The organism is Achromobacter aegrifaciens, from assembly GCF_902859735.1.
In the GTDB taxonomy this organism is placed as follows: Bacteria; Pseudomonadota; Gammaproteobacteria; order Burkholderiales; family Burkholderiaceae_B; genus Achromobacter; species Achromobacter aegrifaciens.
The window spans coordinates 149559-173509 of sequence record NZ_CADIJY010000004.1; the positions used below are offsets into that span (position 1 = coordinate 149559).

Annotated in this window: 27 protein-coding genes; 12 read left to right on the forward strand and 15 right to left on the reverse strand. The window is 64.6% G+C overall.

Translation table 11 applies throughout. From position 1 onward, the window contains the following. Positions 1–20: 20 nt before the first annotated feature. Positions 21–626 carry a hypothetical protein gene (locus HV766_RS13690; RefSeq protein WP_175181321.1) on the reverse strand — a complete coding sequence of 202 codons (606 nt, stop codon included), beginning with the start codon at positions 624–626 and terminating at the stop codon, positions 21–23. Positions 627–762: 136 nt separating this feature from the next. Here HV766_RS13690 and HV766_RS13695 point away from each other — a divergent pair, with 136 nt between their 5' ends. Further along, on the forward strand, positions 763–1560 hold the full coding sequence (locus tag HV766_RS13695; protein ID WP_175181322.1) for an aminoglycoside adenylyltransferase family protein: 798 nt from the start codon (positions 763–765) through the stop codon (positions 1558–1560). Between the two features lie 60 nt (positions 1561–1620). On the opposite strand, the gene HV766_RS13700 is transcribed toward HV766_RS13695, so the two are convergent. Genes HV766_RS13700 through HV766_RS13720 form a run of 5 tightly spaced genes read right to left on the reverse strand, consistent with a single transcriptional unit; the run spans position 1621 to position 6688 of the window. Further along, positions 1621–2340 (reverse strand): GntR family transcriptional regulator, encoded by a 720-nt coding sequence (locus tag HV766_RS13700; protein ID WP_054456341.1) that lies wholly within the window; start codon positions 2338–2340, stop codon positions 1621–1623. Continuing rightward, the gene (locus HV766_RS13705) at positions 2337–4004 is read right to left on the reverse strand and encodes a GMC family oxidoreductase (protein WP_175181323.1); all 1668 of its coding nucleotides are present in this window, start codon (positions 4002–4004) and stop codon (positions 2337–2339) included. Before HV766_RS13705 ends, HV766_RS13700 begins: the two co-directional genes overlap by 4 nt. Further along, positions 4001–4999, reverse strand: a complete 999-nt coding sequence (locus HV766_RS13710; protein WP_054456339.1) for an ABC transporter substrate-binding protein — start codon at positions 4997–4999, stop codon at positions 4001–4003. Before HV766_RS13710 ends, HV766_RS13705 begins: the two co-directional genes overlap by 4 nt. A gap of 34 nt (positions 5000–5033) precedes the next feature. Next, positions 5034–5891, reverse strand: coding sequence for an ABC transporter ATP-binding protein (locus HV766_RS13715; RefSeq protein WP_125472951.1), 858 nt, complete (start codon positions 5889–5891; stop codon positions 5034–5036). A 29-nt stretch (positions 5892–5920) separates the two neighbouring features. Further along, positions 5921–6688 carry an ABC transporter permease gene (locus HV766_RS13720; RefSeq protein ID WP_054456338.1) on the reverse strand — a complete coding sequence of 256 codons (768 nt, stop codon included), beginning with the start codon at positions 6686–6688 and terminating at the stop codon, positions 5921–5923. A gap of 81 nt (positions 6689–6769) precedes the next feature. Here HV766_RS13720 and HV766_RS13725 point away from each other — a divergent pair, with 81 nt between their 5' ends. After that, positions 6770–7936: a mandelate racemase/muconate lactonizing enzyme family protein gene (locus tag HV766_RS13725; RefSeq protein WP_175181324.1), complete on the forward strand. Its 1167-nt coding sequence runs from the start codon at positions 6770–6772 to the stop codon at positions 7934–7936. 57 nt (positions 7937–7993) lie between these two features. On the opposite strand, the gene HV766_RS13730 is transcribed toward HV766_RS13725, so the two are convergent. Continuing rightward, positions 7994–8908, reverse strand: a complete 915-nt coding sequence (locus tag HV766_RS13730; RefSeq protein ID WP_175181325.1) for a LysR family transcriptional regulator — start codon at positions 8906–8908, stop codon at positions 7994–7996. Positions 8909–9134: 226 nt separating this feature from the next. Between HV766_RS13730 and HV766_RS13735 the strand changes: the two genes are divergently transcribed. Beyond that, a complete protein-coding gene (locus tag HV766_RS13735) occupies positions 9135–10346 on the forward strand; it encodes an MFS transporter (RefSeq protein ID WP_175181326.1) in 1212 nt (403 codons plus the stop codon). Between the two features lie 80 nt (positions 10347–10426). Here HV766_RS13735 and guaA read toward each other — a convergent pair whose 3' ends face one another. Together guaA and guaB are read right to left on the reverse strand one after the other, a co-directional pair. Continuing rightward, entirely contained in the window at positions 10427–12019 is a 1593-nt protein-coding gene (gene guaA, locus HV766_RS13740) for a glutamine-hydrolyzing GMP synthase (protein WP_119451346.1), read from the reverse strand. 118 nt (positions 12020–12137) lie between these two features. Further along, positions 12138–13598 carry an IMP dehydrogenase gene (guaB, locus tag HV766_RS13745; protein ID WP_054456333.1) on the reverse strand — a complete coding sequence of 487 codons (1461 nt, stop codon included), beginning with the start codon at positions 13596–13598 and terminating at the stop codon, positions 12138–12140. A gap of 189 nt (positions 13599–13787) precedes the next feature. Between guaB and HV766_RS13750 the strand changes: the two genes are divergently transcribed. After that, entirely contained in the window at positions 13788–14429 is a 642-nt protein-coding gene (locus HV766_RS13750) for a DUF2239 family protein (RefSeq protein WP_175181327.1), read from the forward strand. 96 nt (positions 14430–14525) lie between these two features. On the opposite strand, the gene HV766_RS13755 is transcribed toward HV766_RS13750, so the two are convergent. Beyond that, complete coding sequence (locus HV766_RS13755) at positions 14526–15119, reverse strand: LysE family translocator (protein ID WP_175181328.1); 594 nt, start codon at positions 15117–15119, stop codon at positions 14526–14528. A gap of 118 nt (positions 15120–15237) precedes the next feature. Between HV766_RS13755 and HV766_RS13760 the strand changes: the two genes are divergently transcribed. After that, positions 15238–16188 carry a GlxA family transcriptional regulator gene (locus tag HV766_RS13760; protein WP_175181329.1) on the forward strand — a complete coding sequence of 317 codons (951 nt, stop codon included), beginning with the start codon at positions 15238–15240 and terminating at the stop codon, positions 16186–16188. Positions 16189–16295: 107 nt separating this feature from the next. Next, positions 16296–16676 carry a DCC1-like thiol-disulfide oxidoreductase family protein gene (locus HV766_RS13765; protein WP_013394373.1) on the forward strand — a complete coding sequence of 127 codons (381 nt, stop codon included), beginning with the start codon at positions 16296–16298 and terminating at the stop codon, positions 16674–16676. A 58-nt stretch (positions 16677–16734) separates the two neighbouring features. Here HV766_RS13765 and HV766_RS13770 read toward each other — a convergent pair whose 3' ends face one another. Further along, on the reverse strand, positions 16735–16923 hold the full coding sequence (locus HV766_RS13770; RefSeq protein ID WP_244300685.1) for a hypothetical protein: 189 nt from the start codon (positions 16921–16923) through the stop codon (positions 16735–16737). Positions 16924–17126: 203 nt separating this feature from the next. Next, positions 17127–17846 (reverse strand): carbonic anhydrase, encoded by a 720-nt coding sequence (locus tag HV766_RS13775; RefSeq protein WP_175181330.1) that lies wholly within the window; start codon positions 17844–17846, stop codon positions 17127–17129. Between the two features lie 193 nt (positions 17847–18039). Between HV766_RS13775 and HV766_RS13780 the strand changes: the two genes are divergently transcribed. The 3 genes from HV766_RS13780 (at position 18040) to HV766_RS13790 (ending at position 19483) form a co-directional block, all read left to right on the forward strand. Continuing rightward, a complete protein-coding gene (locus HV766_RS13780; RefSeq protein WP_054456325.1) occupies positions 18040–18225 on the forward strand; it encodes a hypothetical protein in 186 nt (61 codons plus the stop codon). A 155-nt stretch (positions 18226–18380) separates the two neighbouring features. Then, the gene (locus tag HV766_RS13785) at positions 18381–18881 is read left to right on the forward strand and encodes a hypothetical protein (protein WP_254593315.1); all 501 of its coding nucleotides are present in this window, start codon (positions 18381–18383) and stop codon (positions 18879–18881) included. A gap of 2 nt (positions 18882–18883) precedes the next feature. Next, a complete protein-coding gene (locus tag HV766_RS13790; protein ID WP_054456324.1) occupies positions 18884–19483 on the forward strand; it encodes an OmpA family protein in 600 nt (199 codons plus the stop codon). 29 nt (positions 19484–19512) lie between these two features. On the opposite strand, the gene HV766_RS13795 is transcribed toward HV766_RS13790, so the two are convergent. From HV766_RS13795 to HV766_RS13805, 3 genes are read right to left on the reverse strand one after another with little or no spacing between them, the layout of a single operon-like run. Then, positions 19513–20022, reverse strand: coding sequence for a RidA family protein (locus tag HV766_RS13795; RefSeq protein WP_175181331.1), 510 nt, complete (start codon positions 20020–20022; stop codon positions 19513–19515). Beyond that, entirely contained in the window at positions 20022–20993 is a 972-nt protein-coding gene (locus tag HV766_RS13800; protein ID WP_054456322.1) for a Bug family tripartite tricarboxylate transporter substrate binding protein, read from the reverse strand. Before HV766_RS13800 ends, HV766_RS13795 begins: the two co-directional genes overlap by 1 nt. A gap of 25 nt (positions 20994–21018) precedes the next feature. Next, positions 21019–22026 carry a membrane dipeptidase gene (locus HV766_RS13805; RefSeq protein WP_175181332.1) on the reverse strand — a complete coding sequence of 336 codons (1008 nt, stop codon included), beginning with the start codon at positions 22024–22026 and terminating at the stop codon, positions 21019–21021. 98 nt (positions 22027–22124) lie between these two features. On the opposite strand from HV766_RS13805, the gene HV766_RS13810 reads away from it, so the two are divergent. The 3 genes from HV766_RS13810 to HV766_RS13820 all read left to right on the forward strand — a co-directional run bounded on the left by HV766_RS13810 (position 22125) and on the right by HV766_RS13820 (position 23746). Then, entirely contained in the window at positions 22125–23006 is an 882-nt protein-coding gene (locus tag HV766_RS13810; RefSeq protein ID WP_175181333.1) for a LysR family transcriptional regulator, read from the forward strand. Positions 23007–23022: 16 nt separating this feature from the next. After that, on the forward strand, positions 23023–23232 hold the full coding sequence (locus HV766_RS13815; RefSeq protein WP_175181334.1) for a DUF7661 family protein: 210 nt from the start codon (positions 23023–23025) through the stop codon (positions 23230–23232). Positions 23233–23515: 283 nt separating this feature from the next. Then, the gene (locus tag HV766_RS13820; protein WP_054456318.1) at positions 23516–23746 is read left to right on the forward strand and encodes a hypothetical protein; all 231 of its coding nucleotides are present in this window, start codon (positions 23516–23518) and stop codon (positions 23744–23746) included. The last annotated feature ends 205 nt before the right edge of the window (positions 23747–23951 follow it).

The window sequence follows — 23951 nt, forward strand, 5'->3', positions numbered from 1 at the left end:
GTGGTCGTCGCCTCCCGGGCTCAATAGGTTCCGATGGGAACCTCGATCTTCAGCGGCGCGCCACCCTTGGCCGGACGCAGGCTGTACGTGTACAGGCCGCCATCGTCATCAGCCAGCGTCGAATCCTTGCGCTCCACCGCGTAGCGCTGTCCATCGATTTCCAGCGAGCGGGCGGCGACGGCGTCGGCATGGTCGGGGACCAGCAGACCGCCCACGCCGTCGCCAGCATCGGCGAACTCGTAGTCGCGCAACTCGCCATCCACGCGCAGCAATTGCACCCGCGGCCGGTAAGGCGCCGCGTCCAGGTTCCAGCCATTGGTCAGATCGGTGATCCAGGGGCCCGGAATGTCGTAGACGCTGCCCAGTTGCTCTTCCGACACTTCCGGCCCTTCCACCACCAGGCAGCACACCACCTTCCCCGCGCGGGAGTCGTACACCGCCCAGTTGCTGCCGATGGCCGCCACGCCGGGCAGCATCGAGAAATGGAATTTCCGGTTGAACTGGCTATCCGACACCTGGCGCCAGCCTCCAATATTGGGCGCAGCCGCAGGCGGTTGCGCCTGGCTGGCCGTTGCCATCAGGACGCCTGCGGCCAGGACGCCTGCTCGGAACAATAAACGGTTCATCTCGGTGCCTGTCGTGGGCTTGTTGGGATCAGCGGACTTGGGCCTTGCGCCGGCATAGTACCAGTGCCGGCGCGGCGATCATGGCCTGCGCGCCGCCGCCCTGCCGGCTGCGAGCAAACTTCGCTACTATCGACGCATGGCTCATCTCGTTCCCCCCTCAATCGCCCCCCAGGTCGCAGCGGCCAGCAGCCTCATCGAACGGCATCTGGGCGCTGGCCTCGTCGCCATCCATCTGTTCGGCTCCGCCGTGGACGGCGGGCTGCAGCCCCATAGCGATATCGACCTGCTCGTTACCGTGACCCAGCCGCCGGACGAAGCCGTGCTGCGCGCGCTGGCCGCGGCGCTATTGCCGATCTCCGCGCCGCCCGGCTCATCGCCCGATTTGCGCGCGCTCGAAGTCACCGTGCTGGCGCTGGAACACGTCGTGCCTTGGCGCCACCCGGCCAGACGCGAACTCCAGTTCGGCGAATGGCTGCGGACCGATCTGATGGCGGGCGTCGTGGAACCGCCCATGATGGACCACGATCTGGCCATACTGCTCACCAAGGTCCGTGGCCACAGCATTCCCATCTTGGGGCCGCAGGCCGATCAGTTGCTCCAGGCCGTCCCCCGCGAAGACCTGAGGCGGGCGCTACTGGACACTGTCGCGCAGTGGAACACGCCCGAGGACTGGGCCGGCGATGAAAAGCACATCATCCTCGCGCTGGCGCGCATCTGGTACACGGCCGTCTCCGGGGGCATCGCATCCAAGGACCAGGCGGCGGCGTGGCTGCTCGAGAGGTTGGAAGCGCCCTACCGCCCCGTCCTCGCCCTGGCGCGCGCGATCTATCTGGGACAAGAAGAAGACGACCTGGCGCAACGGCACGATGCCGAAACCGCGGCGTTCATTGCCCACGCCCGCGCCGCTATTGAAGGACTGGCCGGCAGCCGATAACCCGGGGACACGTGAACGACCTGCTTGCCTGCGCGGATGCAGCGGGCGGCCTTTCAGCCATCACGGCTTCAGGTCGATTTCCATGCGCACGAAATCGCCGCGATACGTCACTTCGCCCAGGTAGATGACGCGGCGGTCCGGCCCGGTGAATACGCGCCGGACTTCCGCCACGGGCGCGTTCACGTTGATGCCCAAATGCCGCGCCACCTCGACGTCAGCGGTCGAAATGGTCAGCACCTGACGGGCAGAGACAATATCCACCGAGGACATCCCCATCAGAATGGGAATGACGGTCTCCTTGCGAAAGCGCGCAGGGTGCTTGGCAAAGATGGCGGCGTCCAGGTAGATGTTGATGACGCAATACGGCTGCCCGTTGCGGGCATGGATGCGCCGCATGAACACGTACTTTTCCGCGGCGACGCCGTCCGACTCGTTCAGCAACGGCGTGCGCGTGGACTCGTCGATATTGAGTATGGTCGGGTGCGTATCCCGATAGACGCTGGACAGGTTCTCGAGCGTGGTCTCGACACGGAACCAACGGTTGTCCTGGGGCGCTCCCGTCACGAAGGTGCCGCGCCCCCGCTGCGGTGAAAGCAGTCCGTCGCGGGTAAGCCTTTCGATTGCCTGGCGCACCGTGACCTTGGCCACGTGGAACTCCTCGGCCAGCGCGTCGAGCGAGGGCAATTTTTCGCCGTTCTTCCACACACCCTTCAGGATCCGCTGCCGGAACAGATCCGAAAGTTGAACGTAGAGAGGGGCTTGGGCGGTGTCGAGAATCATGGCGTCAAAGTGTCCGCGACTATATCACGCGCTTGCGGCCGGGCAGCGCCGCGCGCGTCTTCCAGGATCAGCGCGGCGCCCTTCTCGCCGATCATGATCGCGGCGGCGTTGGTGTTCGTCGACACCATGCGGGGCATGACCGAAGCGTCGACGACGCGCAAGCGCTCCACCCCGCGCACGCGCAAGCGCGCGTCGACCACCGACCCGGCGTCGCCGCCCATGCGGCAGGTGCCGGCAGGATGGAACACCGTGCCGCCCTTGTCGCGCGCGAATTGCTCCAGCGCGGCGGCTGTCGTGACATCGTTTCCCGGCAGGTACTCAACTCCGGTTACCAGGTCGCGGAACGACGGCTGGGCATAGATGTCGCGCAACATGCGCAAGCCCGCGACCAAGACCTTCGCATCGCGCGGTTCGGTCAGGTAGTTCGAGACGATGCGCGGCGATGCGAACGGATCCGTGCCCACGATCTCGACGGTGCCGCGCGAATCGGGCCTGCATTGCGTCGCCGACGCGGAAAAGCCGGAAAACCGGTGCAGCGCGTCGCCTGGCTTGTCCACGGATAGCGGCATGACATTGAAAAGTATGTCCGCACGGCCGCCCACCGCGTGCTCGGTCGCCGCCAGCCCGCCTACCTGGCCCGCGCCCACCGTGAGCGGTCCCCTGCCCTGGAACAGCCACTGCGCCCCCATGCCTGCGAGGCTGAACGGATTGCGCACCGCGTCGTTGAGCGACATGCGCCGCTTAAGCTTGACGATCACGCGCGCCTGGTAATGATCTTGCAGGTTGCGGCCGACTTCCGGCGAATGTGCGGCGACGGCGATGCCGTGCCTGGCAAGCAGCGCTGCGTCGCCCACGCCCGAAAGCTGCAGTACCTGGGGCGATTGCAGCGCACCCGCAGCAAGCACCACCTCGACATCCGCCATCGCGCGCTTCAAATGGCCCTCTTGCACCCACTCCACGCCCAGCGCCCGGCCGCCTTCGATCAGGATGCGCGTGACATGGGCGCCGGTCTCGGTCACCAGGTTCGGACGCGACCTGACCGGATAAAGAAACGCGGTCGCGGCGTCGCAACGCCAACGGCTGCCCAGCGTCAGCTGGTAGGGACCCACACCCTCCGATTCGGCGCCGTTGAAGTCGTCATTGCGCCGGCAGCCGGCCTCGACTGCCGCTTCCACCCAAGCAGCCGTGTAAGGATGTTCATTGCGCAGGTTGGAGACACGGAGTTCACCGGAAGCGCCGTGATACTCGGACTCGCCCCCGTCGTAGCGCTCGGATTTCTTGAAGTACGGCAGCACGTCCCGATAGGCCCATCCCGTTGCGCCCAGATCGGCCCAGTCGTCGTAGTCCTCATGCTGTCCACGGATGTACAACAAGCCGTTGATCACGCTTGAACCGCCCAACGCCTTGCCGCGCGGCCACAGGATGGTGCGATTGCCGGTTTCGGCCTGGGCTTCGACCGGGAACAGCCGAGCAAACCGCGGATCGTAAATGGTCTTGAAGTAGCCCACCGGCAGCTTGAGCCAGAAATTGTGCGCAGCCGCGCCCGCCTCCAGCAGCAGCACGCGCACCGCAGGATCGCGGCTGAGCCGGTTGGCCAGCACGCATCCGGCGGAGCCGCCGCCGACGACGATGTAGTCAAAGCCCGCGCCAGCCGGAATGCTCATGCCTTGATCGCCTCCAGATAGGCCGAGGGATCGAAGTAGCGCGAAGCGGGAACCGGATTCGGAATGTTCCCGGCCTGCGCGAAGAAATCGGTCACCTGCTGCAGCCAGCGTGTCACTGAGCCGTCCTCGTACTTGGTGCGCCATTCCGCCGTGGAGAAATACTTGGCCTGCTTGAACTGCGCCTTGAACTCGGCCAGCGGCACGTCCTTGTATTGCGTCTTCTGCAGCGTCTCCACCGCGGCGTCCGGGGTTTTTACGATTGCATCGTTGGCCTCGCCCCAGGCAGCGATGAGGCTGCGGATGGCCGGCTTCTGGGCCTCGTAGAAATCGTTCCTGGCCGCCCATCCGCCCATGATCGCCGCCTCCGGATAGAACGCGGAAGCGTCGATCAGCATGCGCGCATTGGACACCTTGGACCGGACGATCGTGTCAAACGGAACCCAGAGCGCAACCGCGCTGACCGCGCCGGACACGAACGAGGTAACGGCATCGGCCATGCGCTGGTTGACGATCTGCACGTCCTTGCCCGGATCGAGCTTGGCGGCGCGCAAGGCCCGGTCCAGGAACACATGGGCGGTCGTACCCGTGGTCGTGGAGATCTGCTTGCCCTTCAGATCGGCCACGGTCTTGATCGACTCGTCGCGGACCCAAAGCTGGGCAGTACCGTACTCGATGTCGTTCACAAGAAAAACCTTGCCCTGCCCGCGCGCTGGAAAGTTCGACACAACCGCGCCGGTGGCCAGCACATCCAGGCTGCCGCCTATCATGGCCTGGAAGATCTCCAGCCCCGTGGTGAAGACAATGGGCTCCAGTTCCAAACCATGCTTGGCGTAGCTGCCCATCTGCAAGCCCAGCCACAGGTGGCCGTCGACGGCGGGCGTATGCAAGTAGCCTACGCGCAGTTTCTTGCGCGCCTGGCCGATGGCAGGCGCCGCGATTGCTGCGATGGAAGCGGCCATGCCGGCCTTGAGCAGGGTTCTGCGGTCGAGTTTCATGGAGTCTCCTTGTGGTGGGGCTGCTGACGCTGGCTCAATCCGTCGGGCGCACGGATTGGCGGGCCTGGGCTTCGTACTCGAACATGACCAGCTCCCGGATCTCGCGGCTCAACTCGACGAAGCGAGGGTCCTCGTGTACCCGCTCCGAACGGGGGTAGCCGAAAGGAACCTCTATCACCTTCCGGACCTTTGAAGGCCGGGCGGTGACCACGACGATCTTTGACGACAGGTAGACGGCTTCTTCAACTGAGTGGGTGATCAGCATCACCGTCTTGCCTTCGGTCTGCAGCACTTCGAGCAGCAGATCCTGCATGGCGGTCCGGGTCTGCGCATCCAGCGCGCCGAAGGGCTCGTCCATCAACAGGAACTGGGGCTTGACGGCGTAGGCGCGCGCGATCGCCAGCCGCTGCCGCATGCCGCCGGACAAATGCTTCGGAAAGTGATCGGCGAAGTCGCTCAGGCCCATCAGCTTCATGTAGCGCTGGCAGATCTCGGCGCGCTCCCGCGGGCTCGTCTTGTTGGCCGCGAGCTTCATGCCGAACTCGATGTTGCCGCGCACCGTCAGCCACGGGAACACGCCGTATTCCTGGAAGATCACGCCGCGGTCGGGCCCGGGCGCCGTGACGGGCCGGCCGTCCAGCGTCACGGAGCCGGCGGTGGGTTGCACAAAACCGCCGACGATATTCATCAAGGTCGTCTTGCCGCAGCCTGAAGGGCCGATGATGGAGACGAACTCCCCATCCCGGATGTCCAGGGTCACGCCATCCACCACCCTCATCGGGCCTGTGGCCGTGGGAAAGTCCACGGTGACGTTATCGAACCTGATTCTGACTTCCGGTTCCTGGGAAGGCTTAGGCGTAGCGGTGTCCACGCTGCGCAGTTGAGTGCTCATGGTCATGGTCTTGTATGTCCGGAACGGTCTCAGGCGATGCGGTCTTGCCACGCGACCAGGCGCCGGCTCACGGCCCGCAGCGCCAGGTCCATCAGCATGGCGATGAGGCCGATGCAGATGATCCCCACGTAGATCACGTCCAGCTGGAAGAACGACGATGCATTCTGGATAAGCGCCCCGAGCCCCTGCTGGGCCGCAATGAGTTCGGACGCCACCAGCGTGGCCCAGGCGACGCCCAGCGCCACCCGGATGGCCGTCAGGATGTGCGGTACGGTAAGCGGCACGATGACCTTGGCGAAGATCTCCACGTCGTTGGCGCCCAACGTGCGGGCGACGCGCACGAAGATCGGGCTGATCTGGGCGATGCCTTCGTACATCACGATGACGCCGGCAAAAAACGAGGCATAGAACAGGATGACGGTCTTGGCCGATTCGCCAATGCCGAAATAGACGATCACCAGCGGAATCAACGCGATCGGCGGGAGCGCGCGAAAGAAGTTGATGACGGGATCAATGAAGACCCGCAGCCCGCGGTACCAGCCCAGGCAAAAACCCACAGGCACTGCCACCAGGATGCCCAGCGCGACGCCCGTGAAGACGCGCCGGGCCGACATCCAGATGTCCAGCCACAGGCGGTCCTTGGAGAGCTCGATGAACTTTTCGACGACGGCGGCGGGCGAAGGCACAAGCGCGGGGCTGACGAGTCCGCTGGCGCGCACCGCCAGCCACAGCAAGAGGATGCATAGCCATGGCGCCGCGATGAGCAGCGGGCGCGAGATGAAGGACGGAAGGCGCATGGTGTGTATAGAGGGTTAGACCTGAGTTGCAATCCGTAAGTGCTAAACATACTATAGACCAGCACTTAATATCTTCATGCCATGACAAACCCTAATACGACTCAAGCCTGGTCCATCAAACCATTCACGCTGGCGCGTATCGAGGCCTACGTCCTGCGATGGCCGGTCAAGCGTCCGGTACAGACCTCGTTCGGCACCATGCATGACCGCCCCGCCCTGCTCGTGCGGGTAGAGGACACGGATGGCGCAGTGGGCTGGGGCGAGGTCTGGTGCAACTTTCCCGGCTGCGGCGCGGAACACCGCGCCCGTCTGCTTGAAACCGTTGTCGCGCCGCTGGTCGTCGGTCAGCCTTACGCCTCGGCCCAAGCCGCGTTTGCCCACATGAGCGCGCGCACCGCGGTGCTCGCCATCCAGTCGGGCGAACCCGGGCCCATCGCGCAGGTGATCGCCGGCATCGACCTGGCCTTGTGGGACATGCTGTCGCGCCGGGCGGGCGTGCCGCTATGGCAATTCCTGGGCGGCGTCTCGGACGTGATCCGCGTCTATGCAAGCGGCATCAACCCTGACCGCCCCGAAGATACGGTGCTCGCAAAACACGCGGAGGGCTATCGCGCTTTCAAGCTCAAGGTGGGCTTTGGCGAAGAGCGGGACCTCGCCAATGTCAGAACGGTGCACGCCCGGCTGCCTTCGGGCAACGAGCTCATGCTGGACGCCAATCAGGCCTGGGATCTGGCGGGTGCGCAGCGCATGGCCAGCCACTTCAGCGAGTTCGCGCCGCGCTGGCTGGAGGAGCCGCTGCGCGCGGATCGCCCGCAGTCGGAATGGGCGCAGTTGGCTGCTCAAACGGACATCCCCCTGGCAGCCGGGGAGAACCTCATCGGTTCAGATGCCTTCGAGACCATGATCAACAGCAGGACGCTTAAGGTCGTGCAGCCGGATCTGGCCAAATGGGGCGGCATATCCGGCTGCCTGCCCGTCATCGACAGGATTCACGAGGCTGGACTGCGCTACTGCCCGCATTTCCTTGGCGCGGGTGTCGGCCAGCTTGCGTCGGCGCACATTCTGGCGGCGCGAGGACGAGCCGGCGGCATGCTTGAAATCGATGCCAACGAGAACCCGCTGCGCGCGGCCCTCAGCCCGGCGTTGGGCGTCATCATCGAAGGAGAGGCCAAGCTCGGAAACGCGGCGGGCCTGGGCGTGGAGCCGGATCTCGCGCAATTGCGCGAGATCTGTGGTTTGCGTTCATAACATCCCAGAAAGAAGGCCCGCAATTGCCCAGGCTGCAGGGGTCAACAGGGCTTGACGTCAGCCGGGCACGCTTGTCGCAAGACGCATCTGGAGAAAATCGAGGAATACCTGGACCTTTTTGGAGTGCCTGCGATTCGGTAGATACGCCGCATGGACGCACACACTCTGTTCTTGAGGATTGACCTCGTAGTCCTCGAAGAACCGGCGCAGCCGCCCGGCCCGCACGTCCTCCCGGATCAGCCATTCCGCCAGCAACGCGATGCCCTGTCCATCCAGCACGGCTTCGCGCAGCATGTCCGAGTTGTTGGCGGCCAGACGCCCCTGCACCTCCACATGCTGCACCTTGTCATCGCCGCGAAGAAACGACCAGCGCTGCGGCCCGGCCTGGTGGGCGAATCGCAGACAGTCGTGCTGTGTCAATTCCTCCGGCGCAGTGGGCGTGCCGTGACGTTCCAGGTAGTCGTGGCTGGCCACCACGTAGCGCCGATGCTCGGCCAATTTGCGCACGATCAATTGCGGCTGCAAGTCCGGTGTGCCAATGCGGACGGCGACATCGATCCGTTCCGCCGCCAGGTCCACATACGCATCGGATAGCACCAGATCCAGTGACACGCGCGGATTCTCGCGCAGGAAACCCGAGATATAGGGTCCCAGGCACAAGCGCGCGAAGGTCACGGGCAAGGAAACCCGCAAGGGTCCGACCGCGACCGCGCCAACGTCCGACACGCTGCCGTCGGCCTCCTCCAGATCCGACACAACCCTGGACACCTGCTCCAGGTAAGTCACTCCTGCGTCGGTCAACGTTACCCGGCGCGTCGACCGGGTCAGCAGCGCGGTACCGAGAGACGCCTCCAAGGTATCGATCAGCCGCGTGACGGAAGACGTGGCGACCCCCAGGCGCCGCGCGGTTTTGGAGAATCCTCCTGACTCGGCCACGTCCAGGAAGACGCGCAAGGCTTGCAGTTTATCCATGGTTATCTTTGCAAATAACGCAACCCTACGTTGCGATAAAGACCAATTCATTGAATTCCATGCAAAGACTAATCTGGCCTTCCCCTCAACGCAAGGAGCTACGCCGTGAAATCCCTGTGCATCGGCACTTCACTCGTCAGCGCTGCGCAACCCCTCGCGCCGTTCCTGCAAGCCCTTCAACAGGCCGCTGCGGCGGCCGCCCACCAAGCCCCCGGAACATAGCAACATGCCTTCCACGCAAATTACCGCCATCAAGGATCAGGATCCGACCGTCTCCTCGGGGCTGCCACTACGCTTGACCTTCATGCTGGCCGGCAGCGCCGGCCTGTCGGTCGCATCCCTGTACTACAGCCAGCCCATGCTGGGCGTGCTGGCTCCGGACATCGGCGCCTCTTCCCAGTCGGTCGGACTGCTGCCGACACTGACCCAGTTGGGCTATGCCCTGGGCATACTCTTCCTGGCGCCGCTGGGTGACCGGCACGACCGGCGCAGGATCATCCTGCTCAAGGCCGCCATCCTGTCTGCCGCGCTGCTGTTGGCGGCGCTGTCACCTACGCTGGCGACGCTGCTGGCCGCCAGCCTGGCCGTCGGCCTGTCCGCGACAATGGCGCAGGACATCGTGCCGGCAGCCGCAACGCTGGCGCCAGCCGCGCACCGCGGCAAGATCGTGGGCACGGTGATGACAGGCCTGCTATTGGGCATCCTGCTGTCCCGGGTAGTCAGCGGCTTCGTTGCCGAGAACTGGGGTTGGCGCGCCATGTTCGCGGCCGCCGCCGCCAGCATCGCACTCGTGGGCCTGGCCGCAAGCCGCCAACTCCCGCGCTTCGAGGCCAGCACGCGACTGCCCTACTTTGCGCTGCTGCGATCGCTGGCCGCGCTATGGCAGCAACATGCCGCACTACGTCGCGCCACTTGGGCTCAAGGCCTGCTGTCGATCGGCTTCAGCGCCTTCTGGTCCACCCTGGCCGTCATGCTGCATGGCGAACCCTTCAACCTGGGCGCAGCCGCCGCCGGCGCCTTCGGACTGGCCGGCGCGGCAGGGGCCATGGCCGCGCCCATCGCCGGACGCATCGCCGACCGGCACGGCGCGGCGCTAGTCACCCGCCTGGGCGCAGCTCTGGTCGTCGTGTCCTTCGCCGTTATGGGTTTGACCCCGTTCCTGGCGCCCGGCGCGCAGCTGGGATTGCTGGTCGCCAGCGCCATCGGCTTCGACCTGGGCATACAGGCAGCGCTGATCGCGCACCAAACCATCATCTACGGTATCGATGCGAACGCCCGCAGCCGGCTCAACGCGGTGCTGTTCACCGGCATGTTCATCGGAATGGCCGTCGGGTCGGCATTGGCAGCCTTGCTGTATGCACAGTTCGGATGGATGGCGGTGACGGTGCTGTCCACTGCCACGGCGCTCGGAGCATTCTTGGTGCGATTGAGGGGATGACGGCAGCGCTTTCATCTCCCGACTCAAAAAGAAAGAGGCGCCGAAGCGCCTCTTTCATTCACCGCACGACAACAGCGGGATCACTCCCACTCAATCGTCGCAGGCGGCTTGCTCGACACGTCGTAAACAACGCGATTAATGCCACGCACCTCATTGATGATCCGCGACGACACCCGCGCCAGCAGCGGATGCGGCAGCGGCGCCCAATCGGCGGTCATGAAGTCGAAGGTCTGCACAGCACGCAACGCCACCACGTATTCGTAGGTGCGCCCATCGCCCATCACCCCCACCGACTTCACCGGCAGGAACACGGCAAACGCTTGTGAGGTCAGCTCGTACCAGGTCAGGCCGCTGGCCTCGTCCTTGGTGTTGCGCAGCTCTTCGATGAAGATCGCGTCGGCGCGGCGCAGCAGTTCGGCGTATTCATGCTTCACTTCGCCCAGGATGCGCACGCCCAGGCCGGGGCCAGGGAACGGGTGGCGGTAGACCATCTGCGGCGGCAGGCCCAGGGCTACGCCGAGTTCGCGGACTTCGTCCTTGAACAGTTCGCGCAGCGGCTCCAGCAGTTGCAGGTTCAGCGTGTCCGGCAGGCCGCCCACGTTGTGGTGCGACTTGATGGAGGTGGCCTTGCCCGTCTTGGCGCCAGCGGATTCGATGACGTCGGGGTAGATCGTGCCCTGGGCCAGCCACTTGGCGCTCTTCTGCTTGCCCGCCTGTTCCTGGAACACTTCGACGAATTCGCGGCCGATGATCTTGCGCTTGGCTTCGGGATCCGCCACGCCGGCCAGCTTGCCCATGAATTGAGCGGTGGCGTCGACGTGGATGATCTTCACGCCCATGTTTTCAGCGAAGGTCTGCATGACCTGCTTGCCTTCGTCCAGGCGCAGCAGGCCGTGGTCGACGAACACGCAGGTGAGCTGGTCGCCGATGGCCTTGTGGATCAGCGCCGCGGCGACCGAGGAGTCCACGCCGCCGGACAGGCCCAGGATGACTTCGTCCGTGCCGACCTGCTCGCGGATGCGGGCGACGGCTTCGGCCACGTAGTCGGGCATGTTCCAGTCGCCTTCGCAGCCGCAGATCTCGTTGACGAAGCGGGCCAGCATGGCCTTGCCCTGGACGGTGTGCGTGACTTCGGGGTGGAACTGGACGGCGTAGAACTTGCGGTCTTCGTCGGCCATGCCGGCGATGGGGCAGGACGGCGTGGAAGCCATCAGCTTGAAGCCCGGGGGCAGCTCGGTGACCTTGTCGCCGTGGCTCATCCAGACCTTGAGCATGCCGTGGCCTTCGGCCGTGGAAAAGTCTTCCAGGCCTTCCAGCAGCTTGGTGTGGCCGTGGGCGCGGACTTCGGCGTAGCCGAATTCGCGGTGGTCGGAATAGCTGACCACGCCGCCCAACTGCTGCGCCATGGACTGCATGCCGTAGCAGATGCCGAGCACGGGCACGCCCAGCTCGAACACCGCGTGCGGCACGCGCATGGAGCCTTCTTCGTAGGCGGAAGCGTGGCTGCCGGACAGGATGATGCCCTTCAGGCCTTGCGCCATCTGGTCGCGCACGAAGGCGTCGTCGACGTCGCCGGGGTGCACTTCGGAGTAGACGCCGGCTTCGCGGACGCGGCGGGCGATCAGCTGGGTGACTTGCGAACCGTAGTCGAGAATGAGGATGCGCTGGTGCATGGAGACTCTACCGGTAAAGAATAAAACCGCAGTAAATAAAACCGCACCGGCAGAACCGCTGATTCATGTTGCGGTTCTGCCGGTGCGCGATGCATGACATTGTAGTTGACTGTACGGATCAGTCGGCGCGGTAGTTGGGCGCTTCCTTGGTGATCTGTACGTCGTGCACGTGGGACTCGCGCACGCCCGCGGAGGTGATCTCCACGAATTCGGTCTTGGTGCGCATGTCGTCGATGGTGGCGCAGCCGCAGTAGCCCATCGAGGCGCGGATGCCGCCGACCAGTTGGTAAATGATGGCCAGCACGCTGCCCTTGTAGGGGACGCGGCCTTCGATGCCTTCGGGAACCAGCTTGTCGGCGTTGTTGGACGGATCCTGGAAGTAACGGTCGGCGGAGCCGTCCGTCATGGCGCCCAGGCTGCCCATGCCGCGGTAGGATTTGTACGAACGGCCCTGGAACAGCACGACTTCGCCCGGCGCTTCTTCGGTGCCGGCGAACATGCCGCCCATCATGCAGGCGAAAGCGCCGGCCGCCAGGGCCTTGGCAACGTCGCCCGAATAACGGATACCGCCGTCGGCGATCAGGGGCACGCCCGTGCCTTCCAGCGCCTTGGCGACTTCGGAAATGGCATGGATCTGCGGCACGCCGACGCCCGCGACGATGCGGGTGGTGCAGATGGAGCCCGGGCCGATGCCGACCTTGACGCCGTCGGCGCCGTACTCGACCAGCGCGCGCGCGGCGGCGGCGGTGGCGATGTTGCCGCCGATGACTTCAACCTTGGGGTAGTTCTGCTTGACCCAGCGCACGCCTTCCAGCACGCCCTTGGAATGGCCGTGGGCGGTGTCGACGATCAGGACGTCGACGCCAGCCGCAACCAGCTTTTCCACGCGTTCTTCGGTGCCGGCGCCCACGCCCACAGCCGCGCCCACGCGCAGCTGGCCCTGGGCGTCCTTGCTGGCCATCGGGTGTTCGGTGTTCTTGACGATGTCCTTGACGGTGGCCAGGCCACGCAGTTCAAAGCCGTCGTTGACGATCAGCACGCGCTCCAGGCGGTGCTTGTGCATCAGGGACTGCGCCTCTTCCAGCGTGGCGCCTTCCTTCATGGTGACCAGGCGTTCCTGCGGCGTCATGATGTTGCGCAGGGGCTGGTCCAGGTTTTCTTCGAAGCGCAGGTCGCGGTTGGTGACGATGCCGACCAGCTTGCGTCCTTCGACCACCGGCAGGCCCGAGATGCCATGCTGGCGCTGCAACGCGATGGCGTCGCGCACCTTCATTTGCGGGGTAACCGTGACCGGATCGATCACGATGCCGAATTCATGGCGCTTGACGCGGGCGACCTCGCGGGCCTGGGCTTCAGCCGACAGATTCTTGTGGATGATCCCGATGCCGCCCTCTTGCGCCATGGCGATGGCCAGGCGCGATTCGGTCACGGTGTCCATGGCGGCGGACACGAGCGGGATGTTCAGGGTGATGTTGCGAGTGAGGCGCGTAGCCAGGGAAGTGTCGCGAGGCAGGACCTCGGAATACGCAGGCACCAGCAACACATCGTCGAAGGTGAGCGCTTTTTGTACGAGACGCATGGGTAACTCCGGGCGCAAAGCAAGATTATACGCCGCTTGCGTGTTTTGCCTAGGTGTTGACCCTAGGTCCACAAGGATATTTCTGCACCTCACGGTGGTGCATTTTTCGTTTCTATATTTTTACCCGGGTGTATTGACATCCATTTTTACCCGGATCATAATTCATACACAAATTTCACCCGGATAAAAATGAACAACCCAATCTCCCCCCTCCCCGCCGATCCGCACACCGCCTTCGCGGGTCATCGCATCCTTGCGGCCGGCGCCCTCTCCGACGTGGCGCTCGCGGTCAGGCAGGCGATGGACGAAGGCCACGACGCCACCATCCTCGTATTCGATGACCTGTCCGGCAAACAGGTCGATCTGGACCTGAGCGGAAACCATGCCGCCATCGCGGAGCGCCACCGCGTCCGCACCAGCCCGGCCGCCCCTTCGCTTGAAGCGCCCGCCGCAGCGGCCGATGACGAGCAACCGCGCGGCCGCGGCCGTCCCAAGCTCGGCGTGGTGGCGCGCGAAGTAACCCTGTTGCCGCGCCATTGGGACTGGCTGGGCGCGCAGCCCGGCGGCGCATCGGTCGTCCTCCGCAAACTGGTGGAACAGGCGCGCCGCGACAACGAGGCGCAGGACCGCCGGCGCGAGCGCCAGGAGGCTGCATACCGGTTCATGTCCAGCATGGCCGGCAACCTGCCCGGTTTCGAGGAAGCCACGCGGGCGCTGTACGCCAACGACCGCGAGCGCTTTACGCAGCAGATCGCCGGATGGCCGGAAGATGTGCGCGGCTACGCCATGGGTCTGGCATGGGGCGCGCCCGACGAAGCCGCCGCGGGCTGATCCGTGTCCGGGTGCGGCCTGCGCGGGCTGCACCCTCCCCCCAAAAGGCCACGGCCTTCCTCGCCGCACTTTCCTCAATGCTGCCACCGGCCTTGCTCACCGCAGCATCGGCCACAATGTCAGCGCCAGCAGCGTTCCCATGCCGATGTTGAACCACTTCAGCCTTCCAGGCTGCGCCAGGAATCCGCGCAGCGCCACGCCGAAGCCCGCCCACAGCGAAACGCTGGGCACGTTCACCACCGCGAACACCAGGCACATCCACGCCAGCGACGCCCAGGGCGCCGCGGCATCCACATAGACCGCAACCGCGGCCAGCGCCACGATCCAGGCCTTGGGATTGATCCATTGGAACAAGGCCGACTCAATGAACGTGAGCGGCCTGGCGGACGCCTGTCCCGCACCGATGGAACGCGATAGGGCTATGCGCCATGCCAGGTACAGCAGATAGGCCGCGCCCCCAACCTTCAGTCCCGCCGACAGGGCCGGCCAGGCGTGGAACAGCGCACCCAGGCCCAGGCCTACCCCAAGCAGCAGCGAAGTGAAGCCGGCTGTGATGCCCAGCACTTGGGGCAGCGTCCGGCCGAAGCCGAAGTTTGCGCCCGAGGTCATCAGCATGACGTTGCTAGGCCCTGGCGATACCGAGGTCACGAAGGCGAATACCGTCAGGGCAAGCAGGTTTTCAAAAGACAAGATAAGGCTCCGGCAAGACGCGGCGCACGCTTGCGCTCGCGATCAGACAGCGGCATTGTGCGTCCGGGCGGGCCTTATTAATATTGGCGGTTTTGACATCTTTGATAGCGTTCTTGCCATGAAGATCCAGATCCTGGCCCTGGAGGGCGTGTTCGATACCGGCCTGTCGGCCATCCTGGACGTGTTCACCACGGCCAACGAGCTGGCGCCGCTGCTGCCCGAACCGGTCCGGCCGTTCGACGCGCGGATCGTCGGCATGCGCCGCAAGGTGCGTACCGCACAGGGATTCGGCGTGCCCGTCTCGGGTAGCCCGGACCCGTCGGACCCGGACTGGCTCGTGATCCCCGCCATTGCCTGCAAGATGCCCGAAACCCTGCTGCCCGCGCTGGACCGCGCCGACGTGCGCGACGCCGGCCGCATGCTGCGGCAGCGCGCGCCCGGCGCGAACACCGCCGCAGCCTGCATCGGCACCTTTGTGCTGGCGGAATCCGGCCTGCTGGACGGCCACAAGGCCACCACCACCTGGTGGCTGGCCCCGTTGTTCAGGCAGCGCTATCCGGCGGTGGACCTGGAGGACGAACGCATGCTGGTGCGTTCGTCGTCGCTGCTGACCGCAGGCGCGGCGCTCAGCCACATGGACATGGCGCTGTGGCTGGTGCGCCAGGCCAGCCCGGAGCTGGCCGCGCTGGTGGCGCGCTATCTGATCGTGGACCAGCGGCCCTCGCAGTCGGCCTATGTCATTACCGATCACCTGACGCATGCCGAGCCGATGGTACAGGCCTTCGAGCGCTGGGCCCGCGCGCATCTTGCGCAGGGATTCTCGCTGGACGCCGCGGCGCAGGCGCTGGGCGCCAGCAAGCGCACGCTGGCGCGCCGCATGCAGGAGGTCCTTGGCAAGAGCCCGCTGTCGTTCTTCCAGGACCTGCGCGTAGAGCGCGCGGCCCATTTGCTGAAGACCAGCAACCAATCGCTGGAGCAGATCGCGGCGCAAGTCGGCTATGCCGACGGCGTCACGCTGCGCAACCTGCTGCGCCGGCGCCTGGGCCACGGCGTGCGCCAGATGCGCTGAAACCCGCGCCGCGATGCGGGCGGTGGGCGCTTGCCGCGATATGCGTTTTAATCGGATGTAAGAGGCAGGCGCGCCTTTCGCGCCCGCGCATTTCCACACGGTGCATCATGGCCATCGCAAAGAACTTCCTGCTCTACGACGGAGACTGCCCTTTCTGCTCGAACTACGTGCGGATGCTGCAACTGCAGAAGGCCGTCGGCCCCATCGACCTGCTGAACATGCGCGACCACCCAGACCTGGCGGTGGCCTATAAGGCACAAGGCTACGATCTGAACCAGGGCATGCTGCTGCACCTGGACGGGCAGGACTACTGGGGCGCGGACTGCATCAACCGCCTGGCGCTGATCAGTACCGGCAACGACCTGTTCAACAGCGTCAACGCGGCCGTGTTCCGCAACCCCTGCCTGTCGACGGCGCTCTACCCCTTCATGCGCACCGGCCGCAGCCTGGCGCTGACGCTATTGGGCAAGAAGAAGATGCAGATGTAGCCGCGCCGGCCGCTGAGCCAACGCAGGAAAGGTATCTGATTAAATACGGCGCGCCACGCTACGCGGCGCCGACGGCTCTCGCCAAAGGCGCTTCGGCCGTTTCCGTGTGCACGCCCGCATCGGAGCGGCGCCACCCCGAAGCCGGGTCGCGCTTGTCGTAGAGATAATCCCAATCCGTGCCGCACACCGCACAGGTGTACGCCTCGTGCTGCACGCCGCGTTGCTGCTGCCCCGTCGATCGCACCACTCCCAGGCTGATCAGGCTGTCATGACCAGGCGCGTCGCGCCGGTCCCTGACGATAGCCTCGCATTTTTCGCACGCCCCCATGCCTCTTCCCCTTTCAATATCCTTTCATCGGATATTACGAAGGGAAAAACGATTAAAGCTCAGCAATTCTCACCAGTTCGAGGCCGGCCGGCGCTGGAATTCAGCCGACCCCGGCGCTGGCGTCAGACCAACGTCACCTTGCCCGTTGCCAGGCTGTACACGCCGCCCACCACTCCCAACTTTTTCTGTTGCACCATCTCTTGCAACAGCGGCTGCGCAGTCTTCAGGCGTTCAACCGCAAGGCGCACATTGGCCTGCACGGCAGCCAATATCAGATCCCTTGCGCCCGACTTGCTCGCGATCTCGACAGCGGGCTTGATCGTGTTCACCAGCGCAGGCAGATGGCCAGGGAATTCCGTCTTGTCCTGCCACGCCTTCACCGTCGCGTCCACCGCGCCGCAGTTGTCGTGGCCCAGCACCAGGATGAGCGGCGCGCGCAGGACCAGCGTGCCGTACTCCAGGCTGGCCAGGCCGTCTTCGTTCACGAAGTTGCCGGCCACGCGCACGATGAAGAGGTCGCCCGGCCCTTGGTCGAAAGCCAGTTCCGGCGCCACCCGCGAGTCCGAACAGCCCAGGATGGCGGCGATGGGCTTTTGCTTCACGGCGCGAGCGGCGCGTCCCGCGGAATAGTCCCGCATGTTCGGCTTGTTGGCGGCGTAGCGGGCATTGCCGGCCATCAGGCGTTTCAGGGCCTCGTCGGGGCCGATATCGTTTGTCGGCACGGCGGCTTGGGCATCGCCCAGCCAGCCTGAACCGCCGGCCGCGGCGATCGCTGCGGCGCCGAACAGCAGGCGGCGGCGGTTGAATTGCGGGGAATGGGCGAAAGAGGAACAGTCGCACATGAGGCTCTCCTGAAAGAAGAACATCTGGGAAACCAGCGCAGGACCATTGTGCTGCCGCGGCCACTACAAATGCTCAAACATTGCGCTGCCACAATCAAAAAAAGCGCCGTAGCCGCAGCTTGAGAAACACGGATGAGGGGCGTAATGTGGAAAAGCGGCATATGCCGCGTCACCTGCTTGATAGGTACGCACCATGACGCCCAACACTCCCCACCCCAATCCCTCCCACACCGCGCCAGACACGCATGCCGACAAGGAACGCGCCCGCGCGGATCAACAGCATGAGGAAGCCCGGCGCAAGGCCCTGGTCGGCTCGCAGCACAAGGAAAACGTCCGCAGCGTCGCCGCACCGCGCTACCACGGGCACCGCGGCGGATGAGGCTTGTGCCGGCTAGATTCCGTAACGTCTTGGAAAAACATCAAACTGAAATAAGCGCCTGAAAGTTGGACCATCTTGCGTTGGACTTTGGACGGGACCAAAAGGATGAGTCCTGGTCCGGATGCCCTGCCCTGAATGGTTTTCAACGACAAAGGATGCTTATCGTGATTCCGATCAGAAAGACAGCCGCCGCCTGTGCCCTCGGTTTGGGCATGATGGTGGCGGCAGCCGCCCAGACCGCCATGGCGCAAGGCCAGGCCGACGCTCCCGCGCCCCTGGCCACCGGCCTGACCGATTCCGGCAGCGCGGAAGGCCAGGTCATCGAAGCGGTGCGCAGCGGCGACATCCTGTCCATCAAGATCCGGTTCAAGCCCATCGTCGACGGCAAGACGGAAATGATCTACTCGCAGATCAGCAAGGACGACTACGCCAACAGCTTCTACGTCATCGCCGGCAACAAGAAGCACCTGCTGCTGAAAGACAGCAACGACAAGCCGCTGACCAATCCCAAGCTGCTCATCCGCACGTCCAAGGACACCCCCATGGCCGGTTCCTGGCAGGGCAAGTTCCCTGCCCCGCCCAAGGAAATCAAGGAGGTTTCGCTGACCATCCCGGGCGTGGAGACCTTCGACGCCATCAAGATCACCGACCGCTGACCATGGCCGCCGCCACGCGCGCGCCGACTCTCCTGGCCGCGGCGCTGCTCGCCGCCGCCAGCGGCTCCTGGGCGCAGGAGCCTCCCTATAAGGCCGAGATCCTGGATCTGCAGGCCACCATCCTGGACCTGAAGGGATTGCCTGCCGATGCCAGCGGCGGCATATCGGACCTGAACGCGCAGATAGACGGACTGGCCGCGCGCCACGACGGCCTGTCGGTGCGGCAAGACAAGAACGCCGTGACCGTCGCCATGCTGGGCGATGTGCTGTTCGATTTCGACAAGACCACGATACGCCCCGCCGCCGAACCTACGCTGCGTGACATCGCCAGCCTGATCAAATCCAGTTCGGCCGGCACCGTCGGCATCGAAGGCCACACCGACTCCAAGGGTTCGGCCTCGTACAACAAGGATCTGTCGTTACGCCGCGCGCAGGCGGTGGCGCAATGGTTGGCAAGCCATGGCGTGGACAAGTCGCGGCTGACGGTCAAGGGACTGGGCGATACCCAGCCGATCCAGTCGAACCGGCTGGCCAACGGTTCGGACAATCCGCAAGGACGGGCGCAGAACCGGCGCGTGGAGTTCGTGCTGCCCAAGCGCTGAGCAAGCACTGCGTGGGGCCGGCAGCGGCCTCAGCCGGCCGGCATACGCGAGGAGTCTGCGACCGCCAGGGCCACGTCCATGCTGACCAGCGCCGGCGCATTGCGCGGCAGCTCGCGCACGCCAATGACCGAGCGCGCATGCTCGCCCTGGCGGCCGAAGATCGCGACCAGCAGTTCCGATCCGGTATCGGCAATGGCGGATAGCCGCGTGCTGGCGCGCTCGCCCACCTGGAAGAAGTAGTTGACGCGCAATACCTGCTCCACCGAGTCCAGGCTGCCCTGCGCGTGATGGGCAACCCACGACAGCGCATGCAGCACGCACAGGCGCACGGCCTCGCGCGCCTGTGCTTCGCCGACCTGCTCACCCACCGCGCCTTGAACCAGCAACTGGTCCGCGCTGAGCTTCGGAATCTGCCCTGCGACGTACACCGTGCCGCCGTGCCGCAGCGCCGGCAGATAGGCATAGTGCGTCGGCGTAGGCTGGGGCAAGGCCAGGCCCAGGGCCTGCAAACGCGCATCGGCTCCGGTCAGGATGCTCATCACAAACTGCCGGGCAGGAAGTTGACTTGTTTGGCCAGCGTCGCCCAGCGCTTGTTTTCGGCCGCGACGAAATCGGTAAAGGCCTGGGCCGAGCCGCCCTTGGTGCTTACCCCCTGCTCTTTCAGGCGCGAGGCCACTTCGGGCGACTGCAAGGCCCGGTTGAAGTCCTCGTTGAGTTTCTTGACGACTGCCTCGGGTGTACCGGCCGGAGCGACGATGCCCTGCCACGAAGTGATGTCCATATCCACCAGGCCGACTTCCTTGTAGCTGGGAATGTCCGGCGCCGTATCTATCCGTTCGGACGAAGTGACCGCCAGGGCCCGCAGCTTGCCGGCCTGGACGTGCGGCAGCAAGGTGATCACCGGATCCAGGATCAGACTGATGTGTCCGCCAAGCAGATCGTTGATGGCGGGTGCGCTGCCCTTGTAGGGGATGTGCGCCATGCGGATGCCCGCCCGCTGCTTGAACAGTTCGCCGGCCAGAAAGGTCGAGCTGGACGCGGAACCGAAAGTCAGCGTGTCCGGCTTGTCCTTGGCATAGGCGATGAACTCCTTCATCGTCTTGGCGGGCACGGCGTTGCCGGTGGCGATGATGTAGGGTTGATCGGCCAACAGGATCACGGGCGCGAAGTCCCGCGTGGCGGAGTACGGCAGGCTGCTGTACTGCAGTTCATTGATCGACATGATCGGCAGGTTGGCCAACAGCAGCGTGTAGCCGTCCGCCGGCGCGCGGGCCACGAACTCGGCCCCGATGATGCCGCTGGCGCCGGGCTTGTTCACCACCAGCACGGGCTGCTTGACGTCCTGGCCCAGCTTTTGCGCGACAGTGCGCACGACCAGATCGGCCACGCCGCCCGGCGGGAACGGCACGACGATCTGTATGCTTTTGTTGGGAAAGTCCTGCGCGCTGGCGTTGCAGACGGCGCCCAGCGCCAGCGTGGCGCACGCAAGGATGCGAATGGCGTTCTTCATGTAAGTGCTCCGAGGTTGCGACCGTTCAGGGATTGCGGGTAGTAGTGGCTTGCGGGCCGAAGCTTGCATCGAAGAAGCGCATCCAGTTGCCGCCCATCAATAGCGCCACCTCGTCCGCTGAAAACCCCGTGGCGCGCAAGCCCTGTTCGATGTTCTTGAAATCCCGGCTGTCCTGGAACCAGCCGGGCTGCGGCGGAAACCCCGGCTGCGCGGCCGAGCCTTCGCCGTAGTCGATGTTCTTGGTATAGCGGCCCGTGCGCATCCACTGGACCACCGAGTCCGGCTGGTCCTGGCACAGGTCCGAACCCAGGCCCAGGTGCTCCACCCCCACCAGATCCGCGGTGCGCGCCACCATGGCGCAGAAGTCGTCCAAGGTACAGGCCGATTTGTTCTTGAGGTGATGCGGATACAGCGAAAAGCCGAACATGCCGCCCGCGCCAGCCAGCGCCTTGAGCACCGTGTCCGACTTGTTGCGCAGCGCCTGCGCCCATGAATGCGGATTGGCGTGACTGATGGTGATGGGCCGCTCGGACAGTTCTATCGCCTCCAGCGTGGAACGTTCGCCCGAATGGCTCATGTCGATGACCAGCCCGACCCGGTTCATTTCCTTGATCACTTCGCGCCCCATGCGGGTGACGCCGCTGTCGACCGCTTCATAGCAGCCCGCAGCCAGCAAGGACTGGTTGTTATAGGTCAGCTGCATGAAGCGCACGCCCAGCGTGTGCACCACCTCGACCAGGCCGATGTCGTCTTCGATGGGTGACGGGTTCTGCAGCCCGAAAATGATCGCGGTGCGGTCGGCCTCGCGGGCGCGCCTGACGTCGTCGCCACTGCGCGCCTGCACGATCAGGTCGGGATAGCGCTCGAACCACCGGTTCCAGCGTTCGATGTTGTGGATCATCTCGCGCAGGTTCTCGTGATAAGCGATGGTGACGTGGACCGCGTCCACGCCGCCTTCACGCAGCTGGCGGAATATCTTCTCGGACCAGTTGCTGTATTGCAGTCCGTCGACGCGTAAGGCGCTTGCGCTCATTGCTTGCTTCCTTGAATGGCAGTGAGCGGTACTGTAGATTTCCAGCTTGAATTCAGTCAAACTAAAATAACTTCGTTCTATTTAATATTTTCTTAAATATGAAACTCGAGCATCTGCGCATTTTCATGGCCGTGGTCGATGCTGGCGAACTGGCGCAGGCCGGTGACCGCGTCGGCCGTACGCCGGCGGCGCTTTCCATGACCTTGAAGCAGCTGGAGTCGGAGCTGGGCGGCCCCTTGTTCGAAGGCGAACGCAAGATCCGCTTGTCTCCCCTGGGCCTTTATGTCCGCGCGCAGGCGCAGCGGGCCATTGCGGAATTCGACTCGGCCGTGGCCCACATGGTCCGCTATGCCAGCGGCGCGCTGGGAACGGCCAAGGTGGCCGCCGTGCCCTCGGCGGCCATCCGGCTGTTGCCCCAGGTCATCGGCTTGATGCGCAGGCAGTATCCGCAGGTACGGGTCGACCTGCGCGACATAGACTCGGCCGCGGTGGGCAAGGCGGTGGCCGATGGCGAGGTCGATTTCGGCATAGCCACGCTGCCGGCGCCCCTGCCCGGCATCGTGACCGAACCCCTGTTCGAAGACCGTTTCGTGCTGGTGTGTCCGGCCGGGCACCACCTGACGAAATTGCGGCGCGAGGCGCGCTGGCGCGATATCGACGCCGCGGAATTCATTGCAAACGGCTTGTGCGCCCGGTTTGACTCCCCGGAAGTGGCCGCGTTGGTGGAAGCCTCGCTGCTGACGGTGCGCAACACCACTTCCTTGCTGACCTTTGTCGAACAAGGCTTCGGCGTCACCATCCTGCCCGCGCTGGCGGTGACGGCAAGCGCAAAATTGGCCATCGTACCCCTGGCCGACCAAAGCGCCGTCCGCAGCCTGGAAGTATTGACCCGCGGCGGCGAGACGCTCAGCCCGGCCGCTCAGGCTCTTCTGGGACTCACGCGCAGCATGGCTGCCGAGTTGGCACTGGCCTGGTCATGATTTTTTCGGGACATCGATGAAATTCGACATCTACGGCAGGTTTCAGCTCGACATCCGGCGCGAGGGCGCGGTGTGGACGGTGTACCGTTCGGAAGCCGGCAAGCGCGTGCGGGCTGCGGACATTGCCATTCCTGCCGATGTGCCCGCAGACGGGCTGGCCGAATATCTGGATGACATCTATCACGAGTTGTCCGGTCCGGGCGACCGGATTGAGCGTATCGGCTAGGGCAGCCGGACTACTCCTCTTCACCGTAGCCGAAAGGCCAACGGCGCTTGTTCGGCTCGGGCGCGGGTTGCTGACTGTGCATGACGGGCTCCTGAGGTTCGATGGACGAATACTACCGGCATCCGCCAAATCGAACTGCAAAGGTTCGCAAAGATCGCGGCAATCATGCCGCAAGAGCCCCATCCGTGTTTCTAACACAAGGTAGACGCAACCCGCATCGGGGCTAGAACGTATGCCAATTCCCGGGCCGGCGCGTAGGATTGAAGCCGTACGGGAGAGCGCCATGCCAGATTCCAGCTGGATTTGCGGCAGCGAGCCGCCGGGTCGCCAGGGATTCTTCGAGACGGAATTCAATACTGGCCAGACCGAAGTCACGATGTACTCCGTATTGGGCTGGATGCCGCCAGCGCATCGCGGCTACGTCGTCAGGTGGCGCTCGCTGGAACCGGCGGTGGAACAGGCGGAAATCGAACGCTATCTGTATTACCGGCGCGAGGGACGCGGGCATTCTTGACGCCCCAGGCTGGCCGCTTCTCTCCCGTTAATGCTCGCAAAGCCCGCGAATGCCGACGCGGGCTTTTTCTTTGTCCGGCGCGGCGTACAGGCGCCACCGCCGCAAACCCTTGAAATAACTACCAGTTATGAAATTCCCTGATGAAAACCCCATCAGGGAATTTACTTATGCTCTTTAATTATTTGCAAAGCGCATACTTGCCGGG